Source organism: Microcoleus sp. MON1_C1, assembly GCF_036701945.1.
GTDB lineage: Bacteria > Cyanobacteriota > Cyanobacteriia > Cyanobacteriales > Microcoleaceae > Microcoleus.
On sequence record NZ_JAUBRO010000004.1, the window covers coordinates 25471 to 41463 of the forward strand.

Here is a 15993-nt window from a genome sequence, read left to right on the forward strand (position 1 = left end):
TCCCAAAGTTGAAGACGAAAGTCGCAGCCACCTAATCAAACCACCTCAAAGCCAAGCAATCTCAACACCAAATTTTTCCTTGCCCGTGTCCGAGTTTAGGAGTTTTAACTGAAGTATTCGATATGACTCATCCCCTAATCCCACAAATCATAGACTTAGCTACCCCCGTTGCGGAAACACTGGGATTGGAAGTAGTGGGAGCAGTGTTTCACACCAACCAAAATCCTCCCGTCTTGCGGGTAGACATCCGCAACCTCCAACAAGACACTGGTTTAGCCGACTGCGAGCGCATGAGCACAGCCCTCGATGCTGAGTTAGAGGCAGCCGACATCATACCCGATGCCTACGTGCTAGAGATTTCCAGTCCCGGAATATCCCGATTGCTCAGCAGCGATCGAGAATTCATTACCTTTAAAGGTTTCCCCGTGACAGCCACAACCACCGAACCGGACTCGCGAATCAAAGAGTGGAAAGGACTACTCCTGGGCCGGGATGAAACAGCGGTTTATCTCAATCAAAAAGGGCGACAGGTTAAAATTCCCCGCCCTCAGATTGTCAAAGTTGAACTAGACGAAGGAAAAAAGATGTAAAGGGAAATTTTGAGTTTTGAGTTTTGAGTTTTGAGTTTTGAGTTTTGAGATTGCCTCGCAGCAAGCTGAAAACGCTTGGCTGCGAGTTAATTTTTAACAATCATATCTGTAGCAGCGGGTTGAATAGGAATAACAAATAAATTGTTAGAGCACCGAGTTCCCCTAATCCTATCCAGTAACTCATCACTCCTCTGTCATCACTTCTGCTTGAAAATTTCCCATTACCAATTACCGATTACCAGTTACTTATTACCACAGCAAAAAAGGAGTGTTTTATATGTCAATGGTTCCCCTGCCCGGACTAAAAGAAATGGTCGAAGGTATTAGCAAAGAACGCAATTTACCCAAACACGCCGTCCAAGCAGCCTTGCGAGAAGCCCTGCTCAAAGGATACGAACGCTACCGCCGTACCCAAAAACTCGATCACTTCAGCGAAGAATACTTCGACAACTTTGATGTAGAACTCGACGCAGAACAAGAAGGTTTCCGCGTTTTAGCCAACAAAACTATTGTCGAAGAAGTCATCAATCCCGATCACGAAATCTCACTTTCTGAAGTGCAAGAAGTAGCCACGGAAGCTCAGCCTGGGAGCATCGTGCTCGTAGACGTAACACCAAATCAAAAAGAATTTGGTCGCATGGCCGCGATCCAGACCAAACAAGTTCTCGCTCAAAAACTGCGCGACCAACAGCGCAAAATGATTCAAGAAGAGTTTAAAGATTTAGAAGAAACTGTTCTTCAAGCAAGAGTGCTCAGGTTTGAGAGGCAGTCGGTAATTTTAGCAGTCACCAGCAGCTTCGGTCAGCCAGAAGTAGATGCCGAACTCCCTAAGCGCGAACAGTTGCCCAACGACAATTATCGGGCCAACGCTACATTCAAGGTTTATCTCAAAAAGGTAGGCGAAGGCTCTACTAGAGGGCCGCAGTTACTTGTTTCTAGAGCCGACGCAGGTTTGGTGGTTTACCTGTTTGCTAACGAAGTACCAGAAATAGAAGACGGGGTGGTGAGGATTGTCGCCGTAGCCCGGGAGGCAAATCCGCCATCCCGGCACGTCGGCCCCCGGACTAAAATAGCAGTTGATACTCTCGATCGCGACGTAGACCCCGTAGGAGCCTGCATCGGAGCGCGGGGATCGCGGATTCAGGTAGTAGTCAACGAATTGCGCGGCGAAAAAATCGACGTGATCCGCTGGTCTCCAGACCCCGCAACTTATATTGCCAACGCTCTGAGTCCCGCTAGAGTAGATGAAGTGCGTTTAGTTGCTCCCGAAGGCAGGAGAGCTCACATTTTGGTCGCTGAAGACCAACTCAGTCTTGCCATTGGCAAAGAAGGTCAGAACGTCCGCCTCGCAGCCCGCCTAACCGGTTGGAAAATCGATATCAAAGATATTGCTAAGTACGATCGCGCCGCCGAAGACAGCAAATTGGCAGCAGAAGCAACTAGGCTCGAAGAACTAGCAGGCGACTACGATGCAGACGAAGCGGGCGACTACGACGGCGACGAGGAAGCCGCAGAATTTGAGGAAGAGGAGGCAGCTACCACGGAGGAAACCGAAGCTGCAGTCTAAAAACTGTGACATTTACACGATTTTCTGTCTTCGGGAGACCAGGAGGACTTGTCCCCTACTCTCCCCTCTCCCCCTACTCTCCCTCTCACAAGAAATGAAACCGAACTACCGGTGCTGTGCAAGTTGTCGAAAAATAGCTCCTAAGGAAGCTTTTTGGCGAGTAGTCAGGCTCTATCCTTCTCATCAGGTACAATTAGATCGTGGCATGGGCCGTTCTGCTTACCTTTGTCGGGAAGCAGAATGCCTCAAAGCAGCTCAGAAAAAAAATCGACTTGGGCGATCGCTCAAAGCGCCTGTGTCTGACGAACTGTACCAAACACTTTGGCAGCGTTTAGCCACATCTGACTGTACATCTTACTCTGGCCGGGCCGGACGAAAAACCGACAGTAGTTCGGTATCGACTGTATAAACCCTCTTGGCAGCCCTACCAGTAATTACCGGTAGCGCCAGCTATAAAACCCCAATCCGATCTGCCCACCAGTCTGGAAAGATTTGTGTCAGATTAGATAAGGGTAGGGTACTAGCAGAGGTATCCTCAAGGTGGAAAGGCAAACTTTGAAGCTTGAGAGAGTGGGTTTTGCCAAAACTCAGACTTCGGAGTTCCAAGTTCCCAAACAGACTTGAGAATTCTTCAACCGCAGACTTCAGCGAGTTGCATCTTTTAGATAAAATTGCTGAGCGAGTACCAAAACCCCGATTCCTGACACTGAATCAATCACAGCGAATGATGTCGTCATTAGAACAAAAAATCACAATGTAAAAACTGGTTGGCACAAAAGAGGGCAGAGTGGATGAACAACGGCAAAGTAAGAATTTACGAATTATCACGGGAACTAAATTTGGATAATAAAGACATCTTGGCAGTATGCGAGCGGCTCAATATTTCAGTCAAGAGCCACAGCAGCACAATTACAGAATCCGAAGCAGAGCGCATTCGCAAAACGGCGGAAAAATACGTAGCCAGTAGCCACTCTTCCCCCGGCAAGCCAGCTCCACCCGAAAGAGCAGCAGCGCCATCTAGAGAATCTGGCCCTCACCCTAACGACCAACAAAAAAAGCAGCAAATTTTAGAAATACGCAGTCCAAAAGTACGCCCGGCTGGTGCCAACTCCCAGCCTGCAGGCAACGAGGAGAACAAAGACCAGCCCGCGGCAACCGTGGCAACTCCTCCCAAGTCGCCTGCAGCTCAACAACTCCAGCCTCCAGCTAAACCGAATATCAATCGACCTGTACTGTCGAAGCCAAATGTCGCTGTCCCGGCGGCTCCGTCAGAAACAGTGTCAGAAACAGTGTCAGAAACAGTTTCGGAAACTGTAGGTGCGATCGCCCCGGAAACAACCGCCCAGGCTCAGGCACCTACAGCACCTCAACCGCCGTCGGAAAAGGCTCCCGAACGCACCAAGCAACCGCCGATCGCCCCTCCCGCGCCGTCGGCAAAACTCACGTCGCCGCCAGTCAGAGGGGCATCAGAGTCGGCTAGCCGTACCCCACAAAATCTGGGGAACAAGCCGGTACTCAAACTTGCAAGAACCGAGCAAGAGCAATCAGAACAGTCAGAAACTCTGGAAGCGCCGGCTAAACCGAGCCGCCCCAGCAGACCTACACCGGGAGGTACCGAATCCCGCGACGCGCAAAGACCGCGCCGGGAAGGGGCTGGTGGCCCAGTCAAAACTCCACTTGCCGATCGACCCCAGCCCGGTGGCCCGCGCCGGAGCCTGGCCCCCGCAACGTCAGCTACCGGGCTGCGTAGCCGCGGCGGTGACACCGGAGCCCTAGGGGATGACACTGATGACAATGAAGAAGATAATACGCCGTTGCTGGAGATTCCTCTCCTCGAAAGGCCCTCCCTCCCTCGTCCTGCCAAAAAGACATCGGTCATTTGGGAAGAAGATGATGACGAAAACTCAGATGCTGCCAAAGCTGCCAAGGCAGTTAAGGCAAAACGTTCTCGCCTCAAACCCATAGACGAGGATGACGAGGACTTAGAAAACGGCTTGGATCTGCCAGCACCAGTCACCGTCAGCCTGTCCCTAGCCCGCCCAGCTAAAGCGAAGGGACAAGCAGCACCCAAGTCAACACCAACTCCGGGCGCACCTGGAAGCAGCGGAAAAAATAAGAGACCAGGCCCTTCTCACGATAAAAGTTCTTCTTCAGGTTCCAGCGGGGGACGCGGCAACCGGGGCAAAACAGCCGAAGCTAAGGTAGAACGTCCAGAAAAGCTCCTGCTGAGCAGGCCGATGACCGTTCAAGAACTAGCAATTACTCTGGCTGTTCCCGAAACCGAAATTATTAAGCGGCTGTTCTCTAAAGGAATTGCGGTAAATATTACCGAAACCCTGGACATTCCAGCGGTGAGGATGGTAGCCGAAGAAATGGGCGTAGAGGTGGAAACCCCAGAAAAAGTAGCGCCAGCTATCAAAGTGATCGAGATGCTGGACGCAGCGGATTTGGAATACCTCGAACGCCGTCCGCCAGTAGTAACGATTATGGGTCACGTGGATCACGGCAAAACTACCTTGCTCGACTCGATCCGCAAAACCAAGGTGGCTCAGGGAGAAGCTGGGGGCATTACCCAGCACATCGGTGCTTACCACGTGGATGTGGTACACGAAGGCAAGAGCCAGCAGGTGGTATTTTTGGATACGCCCGGTCACGAAGCCTTTACAGCGATGCGGGCTCGGGGAACACGGGTTACGGACATCGCCATCTTGGTGGTGGCGGCGGACGACGGCGTGCGACCCCAGACAATTGAAGCGATCAGCCACGCGAAAGCGGCGAAAGTGCCAATTGTCGTGGCTATCAATAAAGTTGACAAGGAGGGTGCTCAGCCGGAACGGGTGAAGCAAGAGCTTACTGAGTACGGCTTGGTCGCAGATGACTGGGGCGGCGATATCACGATGGTTCCAGTCAGCGCGATCCGCGGCGAAAACCTAGATACGCTGTTGGAAATGATTCTGACAGTGGCGGAAATGGAAGACCTCAACGCCAACCCACACCGACCAGCTAAGGGTACTGTGATTGAAGCTCACCTCGACAAGGCAAGGGGGCCTGTGGCAACTCTGCTGGTGCAGAACGGCACTCTGCGAGTGGGCGATATTGTGGTCGCAGGCTCGGCTCTGGGCAAGGTGCGCGCAATGATCGATGACCGGGGCGAGCGCGTAGACCAAGCAACTCCATCCTTCGCGGTGGAAGTCCTGGGGCTGCGGGAAGTTCCTCGCGCCGGAGACGAGTTTGATGTCTTCGCAAACGAAAAAGAAGCTGCGGCGATCGCCACTGGAAGAGCTACCTCCCAACGAGATTCCCGCCTGCTGCAAGGCGGCCGGATCAGCCTCAGCGGCTTCTCTCAACAAGCTAAGGAAGGTGTTCTCAAGGAACTCAACTTGATCTTGAAGGCAGATGTTCAAGGCTCCCTCGAAGCAATTGTCGGCGCTCTGACTCAACTTCCTCAAAAAGAAGTTCAACTCCGACTGCTGCTATCTGCTCCTGGGGAAATTACAGAAACGGATATTGACCTCGCTGCAGCCAGTAATGCTGTAATTATCGGGTTCAATACTACTCTGGCAACCGACGCTCGCCTCGCGGCTGACCAAGCGGGGGTAGACGTGCGGGAATACAGCATCATCTACAACCTCTTGGATGATATTCAAGGGGCGATGGAAGGCCTGCTGGAACCCGAACTGGTGGAAGAACCTTTGGGTCAAGTCGAAGTCCGCGCTGTCTTCGCGATCGGTCGCGGGGCTGTGGCTGGATGTATGGTACTCTCTGGCAAAGTCATCCGTAACTGTAAGGTGCGGGTGCGCCGGGGCAACAATGTCGTTTACGAAGGTGTCCTCGACTCCCTAAAACGGATGAAGGAAGATGCCAAGGAAGTCAATGCTGGCTTTGAATGCGGCATTTCCTTGAGCGGCTTTAGCGACTGGGCGGATGGCGATATGATTGAAGCCTACCGGATGGTTACTAAGCGCCGGACTCTCTCTCAATAGTTTTGAGTTGTGAGTGTTGAGTTGGAAGAGAAGTTTTGAGTGAAGGCAACCAAATTGCCGCTCGCTCGCAACTCTTCTCTTCACTCAATACTCCGAAACTCATCACTCGCAACTTTGGTTTTTAACTTATAGCAGAAGGAAGAAGGTTTTAGTTATCTAGGAGAGAAGGAAGAAGCAATAAAAGCAAAGATGTTAGCAATTAACAACGTCCTAATCGTCTTGGCTGTTGCTGAAAATTCAAAACTTAAAACTAAAATAAGACTTACGCCAATCAACAGAGTTTCCTCCCAAAATGCTCGGTTTGACCGCTAGAAATGTACTCTTCGCACCGGGTTTCTGGGTCAAAAGTGCGTCCCCGACTCTCCAAATTCAAAACTCATAACTCATAACTCATAATTATTTAAAGTGCGTTCTTTTTGGTCAGATCCTTTTTTGTGGATTCACCTTTCTGGGGCGGCTACACTGCCGATATTCCTGGGGCTGTGCTTGCTGGGACTCGCAGTGGGTTCTCCCCAGCTCCCTGTCTGGTTAGAAATATTTTTAGTAGCTGTAGCAGGTATTGTTCCTGTACTGTGGATGCAGTGGTTCCGCCCTTTTTACATTTTTAGTATTTTAGTTGTGGCGGTAAAACCGCAGAATTTAACTTCTGTGCAGCACCGACTTCTGACTCGGTTTAAAACAAAGTTAAATCAAGGAATCGCTCTTTTTGTCGCTGTTTTGCTGGCAGTAATTTTGTGGCAACTCTACCGATTGGCTCCTATAGCCGCTTCGGTGGCTCCCTTTCCTCCTTCCTGGCGGTGGGCTGGATTGTTGTTGGCAGCTTCTGCTTTTTTAGCTAGCAATTTGTTTTTGCAGGTGTCTGCTAGTGTCATGGCGGTTTTGCTCACGCCGGAATCAGAATTTGCAGCGACAAAGCCTCATGTTTTAGAAAAAATTCGGCAGGATTTTACGATCGCGCCTTGGCAAGTCGATCGACTTTTGCCGGCTTTTGCAGCCGAGACAACTGCCGCTGTGGCTGCACCCGTAGAGTCAATTGGGCCAGCATCCGGCATAGGGAATTCGTCAGTCGGCAGTCTTGTCAACCCAAAACCTGCTGACACCAACGGCGTTCTATCTCTACCCGAAGAGTCGAGCGAAAAAAAGTGAAATAAAAAATTAAGAGGGGGAGAATTGTAGTTTAAGCTACTTTAATTTGTACAGAGGTATGCTTTGAAAAAAATAGGTAAGGCCCCTCTTTGGATAGAGATTATTAATAGTCTTAATATTTAATTTTTAATCCCAGATTGTGGATATTTTATATTGGCTATCTGGAGAGAAGAATCTATAATAGAGAGTGTCAAAGTCAGCTTTCAATCCTTACAAGGGATTAAAACAGAGGTATAACAATATGGCGAATTATCTACCGCTCGCAGAAGAACCTCAAGCCACAGAGCCGATCGAGCTGTGCGAAGATTCTGAAATCTGGGGCAGTCTCAAATCCGCGATCGGCGCAAGTTCAGGATTTCAACGCTGGCAGCTAGAACTCAATTTTGAGCGTCAGCAGCAAAATGCCACCATCGATCAGCAGGTTCGTTCCTATCTGCGGGAAACTTTAGAAACTTTGGCTTATTGAGAGCAGCCAAGCCAAATGCTGTAACCGATAGTACCTTCCCATCGCCCCATGTTTACAACCAACTTGAAACACGGCGTTAATTTCACGATTTTTCAGAACAAAGGGCGTTTTAGAATGAATCATAGATATCCTAGCTCCTTCTATTGAGGAGCTAGGACGTTATCGATACCTACTCAAAAAAATCACCCTGTTCAATCTTATAAAAATGAGCTGAGTTCCTTGGCGGGGCGACAACGCCTATCTTACCTTGATGGTCAAAGCATTGAATCCCCCGAACCTCAAAAAAGATAGCGGATTCTGGCCAGGCTTATTGACTCATAAGATCGTATGAGATAGGCGTGAACCTGATTCTCTACGATCGCCACTCTCTTTTATTGACTCAAGCCCGCGAAGATATTTTCGCTTGGTCATTTAACTCAAAACCTTGACGCAGCAATGCTTTCAACCTGCTTTTCACCCCGTGAACTGAGATCCTCCAAGGATTGAAGTAATATCTGAGCACTACGCCGATGGTGGAATTTAGCAGCAATCTTCTGTCGTGATTTGTGAATCAGGCTCAATGTTAATTCTTTGTCCTTTAGCAATTTTGCTATGGTATCTGCCATTTTTTCGGGATTTTCCGGCGGGACGAGCATACCGTCAACACCGTTATCTATCAGTTCCGCCATTCCACCCACCTGCGTCACTACTACAGGAGTTTGCATAGCCATTGCTTCCATAACAGCTACAGAAATTCCCTCTTTCAAGCTGGGTAAAACAAAAATATCAGCCTCTTGATAACCTTGGCGATTTCGTTCTTCTGAGACAGAACCAAGCAGCTCAACATAATCAGACATTGATTGCTCTTGAATGAATTTCTCCAGTTCTTTACGGTAGCCATTACCAGCTTCTGCATCCTCCCCAGCAATCTGCAAGCGGACATCAAACCCTTGTTGTCGAAGCAACTTAATTGACTCAATCAGGTACTTTTGTCCTTTGGCTATATTGAGACGGCCACAAGTGTAAATTAGGCATTGACTGCCTTCCTGCCAAGGAGTATAGGGAGTTTCACGCTTAATTTCATCGAGATTTACACCCACTGGTGACACCCTCACATCCTTTGGCAAGAAGCCTGCCAGGTCATTTTTAACAGAGTTGAGGAGTTGTTCAGACATTACAGAAGCAAAAGCAGAATGTTTCCATTTTTGTTCTTGATTGGGCCCAAAATCTTCTAACTGACCTAGAAGAGCCAGACTATAAGTGATGTCCGAAAGTAGGGAGGCAAATAGGGCTATATTAGCAGCATTGCTACAGGAATGAACGTGGACGTGAGACCAGCCCTGGGTTCTGGCAAGCCAAGCTAGCTTAGCCCCCATAACAACCCATACCAAATAGTTAAGCCTTTGAGAAAAGGATATATTTTTAGTATTAGCAATTACACTGAGGCAGCGCCACCAGGCAATGGGGCCAGCTTTGATGAGTTCTATGGGAACCTTCACAAAATCTTTGATCTCAAAGGGTATCAAATAATCAGTCATACTTTGCGCTTTCTGGGCCCAAGTATGTACAACTTTAGTGGGTGGACGGCGGGTTGATATCATGTGAGGTTTCATACCAAGATCGAGCATTGCTTGATATTCTCGCCATATCCAAGTATGCGTTTGTCCGGGAAATTCAGGGATAAAGTAGCCAATCTGTTTATTCATTATTGATTCTTTTCCTTAGCAACTCGACAAATTGAAATATGCTAAACAATCGGTTGTTTGTTGCTGATTAATTAAAAAAAATTAGCTTGCGGAACCCACACCCTGCCAATTTTTTGGGATAGGTAGTCGGTGATTTCAATAAATGCTCGCCTTACAAAATCTAGGCTCACAGAATTTGGACTCACATTCGGCCCCCCAGACATTTAATTTCTCAGGATCTTTAATAGCTACAAGTATAGTTTGGGGGATACCCAAAAGTCAAGATGTATTAACCAAAAACTTCAATCCCACTACGTTGAGAGAGTGTAAAATTTTAGGGTACTGAATGTGAGCGGTCATTCAATAGATGCTGACTAGCCGGAGAGATATCACATTGTTTTGTTGCTAATAGTCTAGGGGGTTTAGCCTGCTGTCACTTGTAATTGAGTGCGAGGTTGGCCGATCGCCACTTCGGACATCAAATTGCAGGGGACAGTATTTCTGCATTGGCCCTCAATTTTTGCTTGGATCATTACTAAGTCCCGAGAGTGGATGCCGCTCGCAACTTTAGACATCAAATTGCAGGGGACAGTATTTCTACTTACTGAGTGGGGATGAATTTCGGCCGCCTACTTGCAATACACTCTCCGAAAAATCAAGAGAAAATTAGCCTGAAACCCCCCATACAAAGCGACTGTGGCGGCTATCTATTGACGTGACTGTTACCGAAACTCTTTATAATAAGGCTGAAGCAAAGTAAAATTAATAGTGGGGTCGTGGCGGTACATCAAATCGTCCCAACCGACCTGCTTACACATCTTTTGCACCGTAAGTCCTATTAAATACTCTACAACCACAGTTGAGGAAAATGCGCTTAGTCATAGTTCAGTATGCCGGCGATTACGCAGAAGCTTTTGAACGCCTAGCCACAGGAGGAAGCGAAACATATTACGCTCAAAAATATTGTGTTGATGCCGTTACCGAGATGGCAAAGCGAGCTGAGTCAGTAACGGTTATTTGCTGCATGACACCAAAATTTGACGATCGAGTTCTAGAGAACGGCGTGCGGGCGATCGGTTGCGGATTTAATTACAAAATTGATCCCCAAAAATTGATCGAGTTAATTGCCCAGCAAAATCCCACTCATTTAATCATGCGGACGACTATTCCCCCCGTTTTTAATTGGGCAATTAAAAACACAATTAGAACCATCGCTGTATTTGCCGAATCTATTGCAACAAAAAGTTGGCGCGATAAATACCGCAACTATTTTCTCTCCCAATTGTTGAATAACAAGCAAATAGAATGGGTGGGAACTTACGGCATTACTTCCTCTTTATTGTTCAAACAAATAGGAGTAAACGCTGATAAAATAATTCCATGGGACTTCCTCTTAGAGACCAATCCCGGCTCTTTGTCGCCGAAAACAATCCCTGCGGAAATCAAAAAAATCCAACTTTTTTACGCTGGTTCGTTAGTACAGAGTAAGGGAGTGGGCGATATATTGAGAGCCGTAGCAAAGTTAAGAGAACGGAATAATATATCAGTTCACTTAAAAATGGCAGGTAAAGGTGAAGATGAGTTTTTTGCCCAGCGAGTCGAAGAGTTGCAAGTTAAAGATTGTGTAGATTTTATGGGACTCGTGCCAACTCAGACTTTAGAACCTTTAATGAGAGAATCCGATCTCGTGTTAGTTACTAGCAGGCACGAATATCCCGAAGGTTTTCCCCTGACAATTCAGCACGCCTTACGCACTAGAACACCGATAGTAGCTTCGGATCACCCGATGTTTAAAACCCACTTAAAGCACGGTATTAATTCGATGATTTTTGAGGCGGGGAACTCTCTGGCTTTAGCAGAATGTATCGAAAAAGTTATTTCGGATTCAGCGCTTTACCACAATATTTCTGTCGCTTCTCACTCAACCTGGTATGAGTTGCGTTTGCCTGTCAAATGGGCGGAATTGATCGATCGCTGGCTGGAGGATTCTCCTGAAAGCAAGCAGTGGTTATTTGAAAAACGACTAGCTTCAGGAGCCTACAACTCAACACAAAGTTAATAATTAGGTCGCTCTAATTAAACTTGAGTAGGACTTATAGCGTTTCTCGCTGTTATGAGGTACATTGAATGAGTGAATAGTCAAAGCCTATGAAATCATATTCCCTGGATCGAGCGAAAAAAAATAGTGACAGCACACTTGGCAGAAAAGATCTCAATCAGAAAAGTGGCTGCCAGGTTTGGTGGAGCGTAAAAGCCTAGTACAAAAACTGGTTAAACAGCAACAAGCTGAGGGTAACTTACAACCGAAACAGAGGGGGAAACCACAATTGAGTCATCTGACCAATGCAGAGGCTGAAGTTAAAGCATTGGTGGCGGCTCATGACTGATGCAACTTTGGTTGAGTTGTGTGAATTATTTGCACAGCAAACTGGAAATTGGGTGAGTCGGAGTACCCTAAGCCGCTACCTACAAAAATTAGGACTCAATCGTAAAAAAAAAACCTGGTACAGTAGCCAAGCAGGGACAGAAAGAGTCCTAAAATTAAGAGAGGAATATTGGGTAAAAATCAAAGATGTCCCACCTGAAAACGAGCGTATTTCTGGACGAAACCGGAATTATGCGCTCGTTTGAATAGAACTCATGCCCGCTCACGGGTGGGAACAAGAGCCTGTGATTTCAAGCCATTTTATCGAGCAGCTAAAGTGACAGTTATTGGTGCAATTAGCTTAAGCAAAGTGCTAGCAGTAATGACCTTGAATGATTCAATGGACCCAGCAGCATTTTCTGTATTTATCGAGCGTTGTTTATGCCCTCAATTATGGAAAGGATCGGTAGTCGTGATGGATAATTTACCAGCTCATCAAGTTGCGCCGATTGTACCAATGATTGAAGCGGTGGGTGCGCGTGTTATTTATTTATCCCCCTACTCTCGTGATTTTAATCCCATTGAACTTTGGTGGTCACAACTTAAATTTTTTTTGCGAACCTTTTGCTCCTACGACCCCAGAAAAGATTGATAGAATCATCGCGGTGGCCCTCCACTTAATCAACCCTGTACATTTAAAAAATTGGTTTACTAAGTGTTGCTACTGTACCTCTTAACATCGGGAACCGCTGTATATGTAGTCCTGTTATATAACCACCATCAGGCAAGTAGTCAGGACGAAGAGTCGTTTCTTAAGTATTTTAGTAAATCACGACTCTTCGTCAGTCCTGTCCTATTTAGTTGTCGTTTTGCGTTCATTTTTTGCAGAATCTGTTCTCCGCGCCTAGCAGCAACTTGTGGCCAAGTGAATTCCAAAGCTCGCTGGCGGGCGGCGGCTCCCATCTTCGCACGCAACTCAGGAGAATGAGATAGTTTTCGCAGTCCCTCCACCCAGGCGTCTGTATCGTAAGGATCGAGAATTATGCCGTCAATACCATCACGCACAACACCGCCTCCTCCCATCGGCGAAGCGAGAATCGGCAAACCGTGACCCATTGCTTCATAGATAACGAGTGCGCTACCTTCCTCCAGACTGGGAAAGGCAAAAAAGTCAGCTTGGCGATAGGCAGAACTGTAGTCCAAAGCATAATCAAAGTGAACTACATCAGAACGTTTCAGCAAATGGCTGCAAGTTTGAACGATCGCCGGTTCGAGCGAGCCAAAAATTGTCAGCTTTCCCTTAATGCCAGCTCGCTCCCAAGCCTGCAACAGCAGGTGAGCCCCTTTGCGGACACAGGCAAAGCCTAGGAAAAGGACGTTAACTTCCTCTGAGGGGGGTTTTTGGGATTGATAATTGGGGAAACGCTCTAGCGACCAACCTTCAGTCGTTAAAAGCAGTTTCTCTTCAGGAACTCCGGCTTCTTGGAACGATTTTACTACTATCGGACTAGGACAAAACAGAAAGTCAACTACCTTGAGTTTTTGGTCTTCCTTCTGGATTTTTTCTGGGGTAATTGCGTGTTGAGGTTGCAATCCCAAGCGAGAGTAAGCATCGTCAAGGATACTCTTAGCTTGCCTTTGGCAACTATTAACTCGCTCCCAAAAAATTGGCTTACTTTGCTGGTTAACACTCCGTACAGTATCTAATGAGATACCGGGCCACAAGTAGGCAGCATCAAAATTTTTGATATCTTTGAGAAAACGCTTCTCTGTCTTGATTTTGGGAGCACTAGGGCTGCGGTATTACAGTTTTTTCAGAAAGGACGGAATTGCTTCAACTATATTTGAGTCGCGACAGGAGGGCTCGCAACTCGGGACAACCATGCGAGCCTTCAGATCCGGCTTTTGCCATTCTTTGCACACTGAAAAAAATACGTGACTGATGGCTCTGTCATTGCAATGAATTGGGAATAAAGCACTCACTTTTAACATAGCGTTAATCTTCAGTTAACTAAGCTTTTTCAGCTTTTTTCTAAACATTGACATTGAACAGCCATGCTCTGTTTGCAGAGCAGTCTCATTTTAAATAAAAGGAGATTCCGTAACGGGGCTGTGATTTTACCGTGCCAGGATAACATTTAAGTGAAATCACTGACAAGGCCCCGAGAAAAAAAATATGTATTTTCGCTATCTAAGATTTTTTTTAAAATTAGACAGTAGCATCCCAAAGGTAGAGAAAAATTTTTAACTATGTTTAGCATCATACTAAATATGGGTTCTTAACCATTGTATATAACTAGATAATTTAAAGGGCTGCTACACATACTTTTGTCCTGAATCTTACGGGCTAAGATAAGCGACCGGGTATCAAGCCGGGATTTGCTAAGTAATACCAGTGAAAAAGACAGAATACCGATAACTGCAACTTCGCGCCTAGTTGTCGGGACTCTAAAAGCGATCGGATTTTACGTTTAATTAAAGCGAGCTGCCACTCATTACTTTGTAAAAGGCGTTGTGGAGAAAAAAACATCCGAGCTGCTTTTCTGAAAAAACAGCTCGGATGTTTTAATGACAACCTATTTCAGGACTTTAGCCTGCTGTTGCTAAAGCTGGATTCTTAGTATTGCCGATCGCCAAACACTTTTTAACAGCCGCAATTACATCTTCCACATCTGCATCTGTTAATTTGGCCGAAATCGGCAAGCTAATTGTATGCAGTCCGATGTAGCTAGCATTCGGATAGTCTTCCGGCTGCCATCCAAACATTTGTTGATAGATAGGATGTTCCGGCATACTCATGTAATGTACGCCGACACCGATATTTTCAGCATTGATAGCGTTGAGAAACTCGTCGCGGCTGATTCCTGCTTTGGCTTCATCTACCAGAATGGTGTACAGGTGATAAGCATGAATTGTATCCGGTTCGGGGTTTGCGGGCAAAGTAATCGGCAGATCCGCAAATGCTTCGTTGTAGCGCTGCCAAATCTGCTCCCGCCGCTGCCAATAAGGGGTGACTCGTTTCATTTGATGAATGCCGATCGCAGCTTGCAGATCCATCATATTGTATTTAAAACCGACTTCCACCACTTGGTAGTGCTTGTAACCCGAGTCTCCGAAGCGCTTCCAAGCATCTTTGCTCATACCGTGCAGCGCTAAAATTTTGAGCTTGTCGGCGTCTTCTTGACGGCCGGCCAGAATCATTCCTCCTTCGCCCGTCGTGATGTTTTTGGTGACATAAAAGCTGAAGCATCCGAAGTCGCCAAAGGTGCCTGCTTTCCGTCCCTTGTACTCTGTTTCGATCGCGTGAGCACAGTCTTCTATTAACTTCAAGTTGTGACGGCGAGCAATCTCGCAAAGCGCATCCATATCGCAGGGACGACCCGCGAAGTGAACCGGCAAAATTGCTTTAGTTTTTGGAGTTATTTTAGCTTCGACTTGAGCCGGGTCAATATTCATTGTCACCGGATCTACATCCGCCAGTACCGGTGTTGCGCCTGCGTGAATAATCGCATTAACTGTGGCACAAAAAGTCATCGGAGTAGTAATGACTTCATCCCCCGGTTGTAACGAAGCAGCGAGGATGCTCAAGTGCAGTGCCGCCGTACAGGAATTGACTGCAATCGCGTACTGAGAATCCTTGTAAGCTTTGAAGTCATCTTCAAAACTCTTGACTTTCGGGCCTGTACCCAACCAACCTGTTTTCATGGTTGACACCACTTCTTGAATTTCAGCATCTTCGAGCGCCGGAGCGCCGAAAACCAAAAAACGGTCTTTTGAACGAATAGGATTGTTGTTCATGTTGCCAGTGTTACCCCGTGAATAGAGTCTATCGAGTGAAAGTGTCGTCCCCTGAAAAGTAAGATTTTATTTGCATTTGAGGTGCTGTTCATTAATGCAGTCTCTCACCTTTTTTTTCAACTTTTTTTCGTCAAGAGTTTTGGGGAATGCGTGGCGCAGTGGTATTTGTTATAGCACGAGCTTACTAATGACCAGCCGTTTTTCCGCAAGCGCCTGACTCTGAGAGCGTTGATCTATCTTAAGATAGATCAACTGCAATGTCCAGCCGATCGTATTTCAGTTTATGGGGGATACAGAAGCTCATGCCGTGTTTTTTATTCTCAAATAGTTTTATTAATCAAAATATACATATATTTTATTTTAAATTTGTGTAAACCATCGAACGTTTATCCGGACACTTCCTTTACAGGCAAC

At 46.9% G+C, this 15993-nt stretch carries 13 protein-coding genes; 9 read left to right on the forward strand and 4 right to left on the reverse strand.

Features of this window, described 5'->3' with window-relative positions; genetic code table 11:
- The first annotated feature begins 122 nt into the window (after positions 1 to 122).
- The 6 genes from rimP to QUA62_RS03295 all read left to right on the forward strand — a co-directional run bounded on the left by rimP (position 123) and on the right by QUA62_RS03295 (position 7752).
- A complete protein-coding gene (rimP, locus tag QUA62_RS03270) occupies positions 123 to 590 on the forward strand; it encodes a ribosome maturation factor RimP (RefSeq protein ID WP_006633025.1) in 468 nt (155 codons plus the stop codon).
- 277 nt (positions 591 to 867) lie between these two features.
- Positions 868 to 2157: a transcription termination factor NusA gene (gene nusA / locus QUA62_RS03275; RefSeq protein ID WP_333402339.1), complete on the forward strand. Its 1290-nt coding sequence runs from the start codon at positions 868 to 870 to the stop codon at positions 2155 to 2157.
- A gap of 94 nt (positions 2158 to 2251) precedes the next feature.
- Positions 2252 to 2566 (forward strand): YlxR family protein, encoded by a 315-nt coding sequence (locus QUA62_RS03280; RefSeq protein WP_190738806.1) that lies wholly within the window; start codon positions 2252 to 2254, stop codon positions 2564 to 2566.
- A 382-nt stretch (positions 2567 to 2948) separates the two neighbouring features.
- Complete coding sequence (infB, locus tag QUA62_RS03285) at positions 2949 to 6140, forward strand: translation initiation factor IF-2 (protein WP_333402340.1); 3192 nt, start codon at positions 2949 to 2951, stop codon at positions 6138 to 6140.
- Between the two features lie 432 nt (positions 6141 to 6572).
- Positions 6573 to 7286 carry a low-complexity tail membrane protein gene (locus QUA62_RS03290; RefSeq protein WP_333402341.1) on the forward strand — a complete coding sequence of 238 codons (714 nt, stop codon included), beginning with the start codon at positions 6573 to 6575 and terminating at the stop codon, positions 7284 to 7286.
- A 241-nt stretch (positions 7287 to 7527) separates the two neighbouring features.
- The gene (locus QUA62_RS03295; RefSeq protein WP_333402342.1) at positions 7528 to 7752 is read left to right on the forward strand and encodes a hypothetical protein; all 225 of its coding nucleotides are present in this window, start codon (positions 7528 to 7530) and stop codon (positions 7750 to 7752) included.
- 416 nt (positions 7753 to 8168) lie between these two features.
- On the opposite strand, the gene epsE is transcribed toward QUA62_RS03295, so the two are convergent.
- Positions 8169 to 9437 (reverse strand): exopolysaccharide biosynthesis GT4 family glycosyltransferase EpsE, encoded by a 1269-nt coding sequence (gene epsE / locus QUA62_RS03300; protein ID WP_333402343.1) that lies wholly within the window; start codon positions 9435 to 9437, stop codon positions 8169 to 8171.
- A 401-nt stretch (positions 9438 to 9838) separates the two neighbouring features.
- Positions 9839 to 9991, reverse strand: a complete 153-nt coding sequence (locus QUA62_RS03305) for a hypothetical protein (protein ID WP_333402344.1) — start codon at positions 9989 to 9991, stop codon at positions 9839 to 9841.
- Positions 9992 to 10284: 293 nt separating this feature from the next.
- Between QUA62_RS03305 and QUA62_RS03310 the strand changes: the two genes are divergently transcribed.
- From QUA62_RS03310 to QUA62_RS03320, 3 genes are all read left to right on the forward strand, one after another.
- Positions 10285 to 11475 (forward strand): glycosyltransferase family 4 protein, encoded by a 1191-nt coding sequence (locus QUA62_RS03310; RefSeq protein WP_333402345.1) that lies wholly within the window; start codon positions 10285 to 10287, stop codon positions 11473 to 11475.
- A 320-nt stretch (positions 11476 to 11795) separates the two neighbouring features.
- Positions 11796 to 12047 carry a hypothetical protein gene (locus QUA62_RS03315; RefSeq protein WP_333402346.1) on the forward strand — a complete coding sequence of 84 codons (252 nt, stop codon included), beginning with the start codon at positions 11796 to 11798 and terminating at the stop codon, positions 12045 to 12047.
- Positions 12048 to 12070: 23 nt separating this feature from the next.
- A complete protein-coding gene (locus tag QUA62_RS03320) occupies positions 12071 to 12433 on the forward strand; it encodes a transposase (RefSeq protein ID WP_333402486.1) in 363 nt (120 codons plus the stop codon).
- Positions 12434 to 12573: 140 nt separating this feature from the next.
- Here QUA62_RS03320 and QUA62_RS03325 read toward each other — a convergent pair whose 3' ends face one another.
- Together QUA62_RS03325 and QUA62_RS03330 are read right to left on the reverse strand one after the other, a co-directional pair.
- Positions 12574 to 13506 (reverse strand): glycosyltransferase family 4 protein, encoded by a 933-nt coding sequence (locus QUA62_RS03325; RefSeq protein WP_333402347.1) that lies wholly within the window; start codon positions 13504 to 13506, stop codon positions 12574 to 12576.
- 864 nt (positions 13507 to 14370) lie between these two features.
- Complete coding sequence (locus QUA62_RS03330) at positions 14371 to 15579, reverse strand: DegT/DnrJ/EryC1/StrS family aminotransferase (protein ID WP_333281483.1); 1209 nt, start codon at positions 15577 to 15579, stop codon at positions 14371 to 14373.
- Positions 15580 to 15993 lie beyond the last annotated feature (414 nt).

Bases quoted from the DNA above. Each gene is read 5' to 3' on its own strand.
- rimP (WP_006633025.1), top strand. From the start codon at position 123: ATGACTCATCCCCTAATCCCACAAATCATAGACTTAGCTACCCCCGTT.
- nusA (WP_333402339.1), top strand. From the start codon at position 868: ATGTCAATGGTTCCCCTGCCCGGACTAAAAGAAATGGTCGAAGGTATT.
- QUA62_RS03280 (WP_190738806.1), top strand. From the start codon at position 2,252: ATGAAACCGAACTACCGGTGCTGTGCAAGTTGTCGAAAAATAGCTCCT.
- infB (WP_333402340.1), top strand. From the start codon at position 2,949: ATGAACAACGGCAAAGTAAGAATTTACGAATTATCACGGGAACTAAAT.
- QUA62_RS03295 (WP_333402342.1), top strand. From the start codon at position 7,528: ATGGCGAATTATCTACCGCTCGCAGAAGAACCTCAAGCCACAGAGCCG.
- epsE (WP_333402343.1), bottom strand. From the start codon at position 9,437: ATGAATAAACAGATTGGCTACTTTATCCCTGAATTTCCCGGACAAACG.
- QUA62_RS03305 (WP_333402344.1), bottom strand. From the start codon at position 9,991: ATGTCTAAAGTTGCGAGCGGCATCCACTCTCGGGACTTAGTAATGATC.
- QUA62_RS03310 (WP_333402345.1), top strand. From the start codon at position 10,285: ATGCGCTTAGTCATAGTTCAGTATGCCGGCGATTACGCAGAAGCTTTT.
- QUA62_RS03315 (WP_333402346.1), top strand. From the start codon at position 11,796: ATGACTGATGCAACTTTGGTTGAGTTGTGTGAATTATTTGCACAGCAA.
- QUA62_RS03330 (WP_333281483.1), bottom strand. From the start codon at position 15,579: ATGAACAACAATCCTATTCGTTCAAAAGACCGTTTTTTGGTTTTCGGC.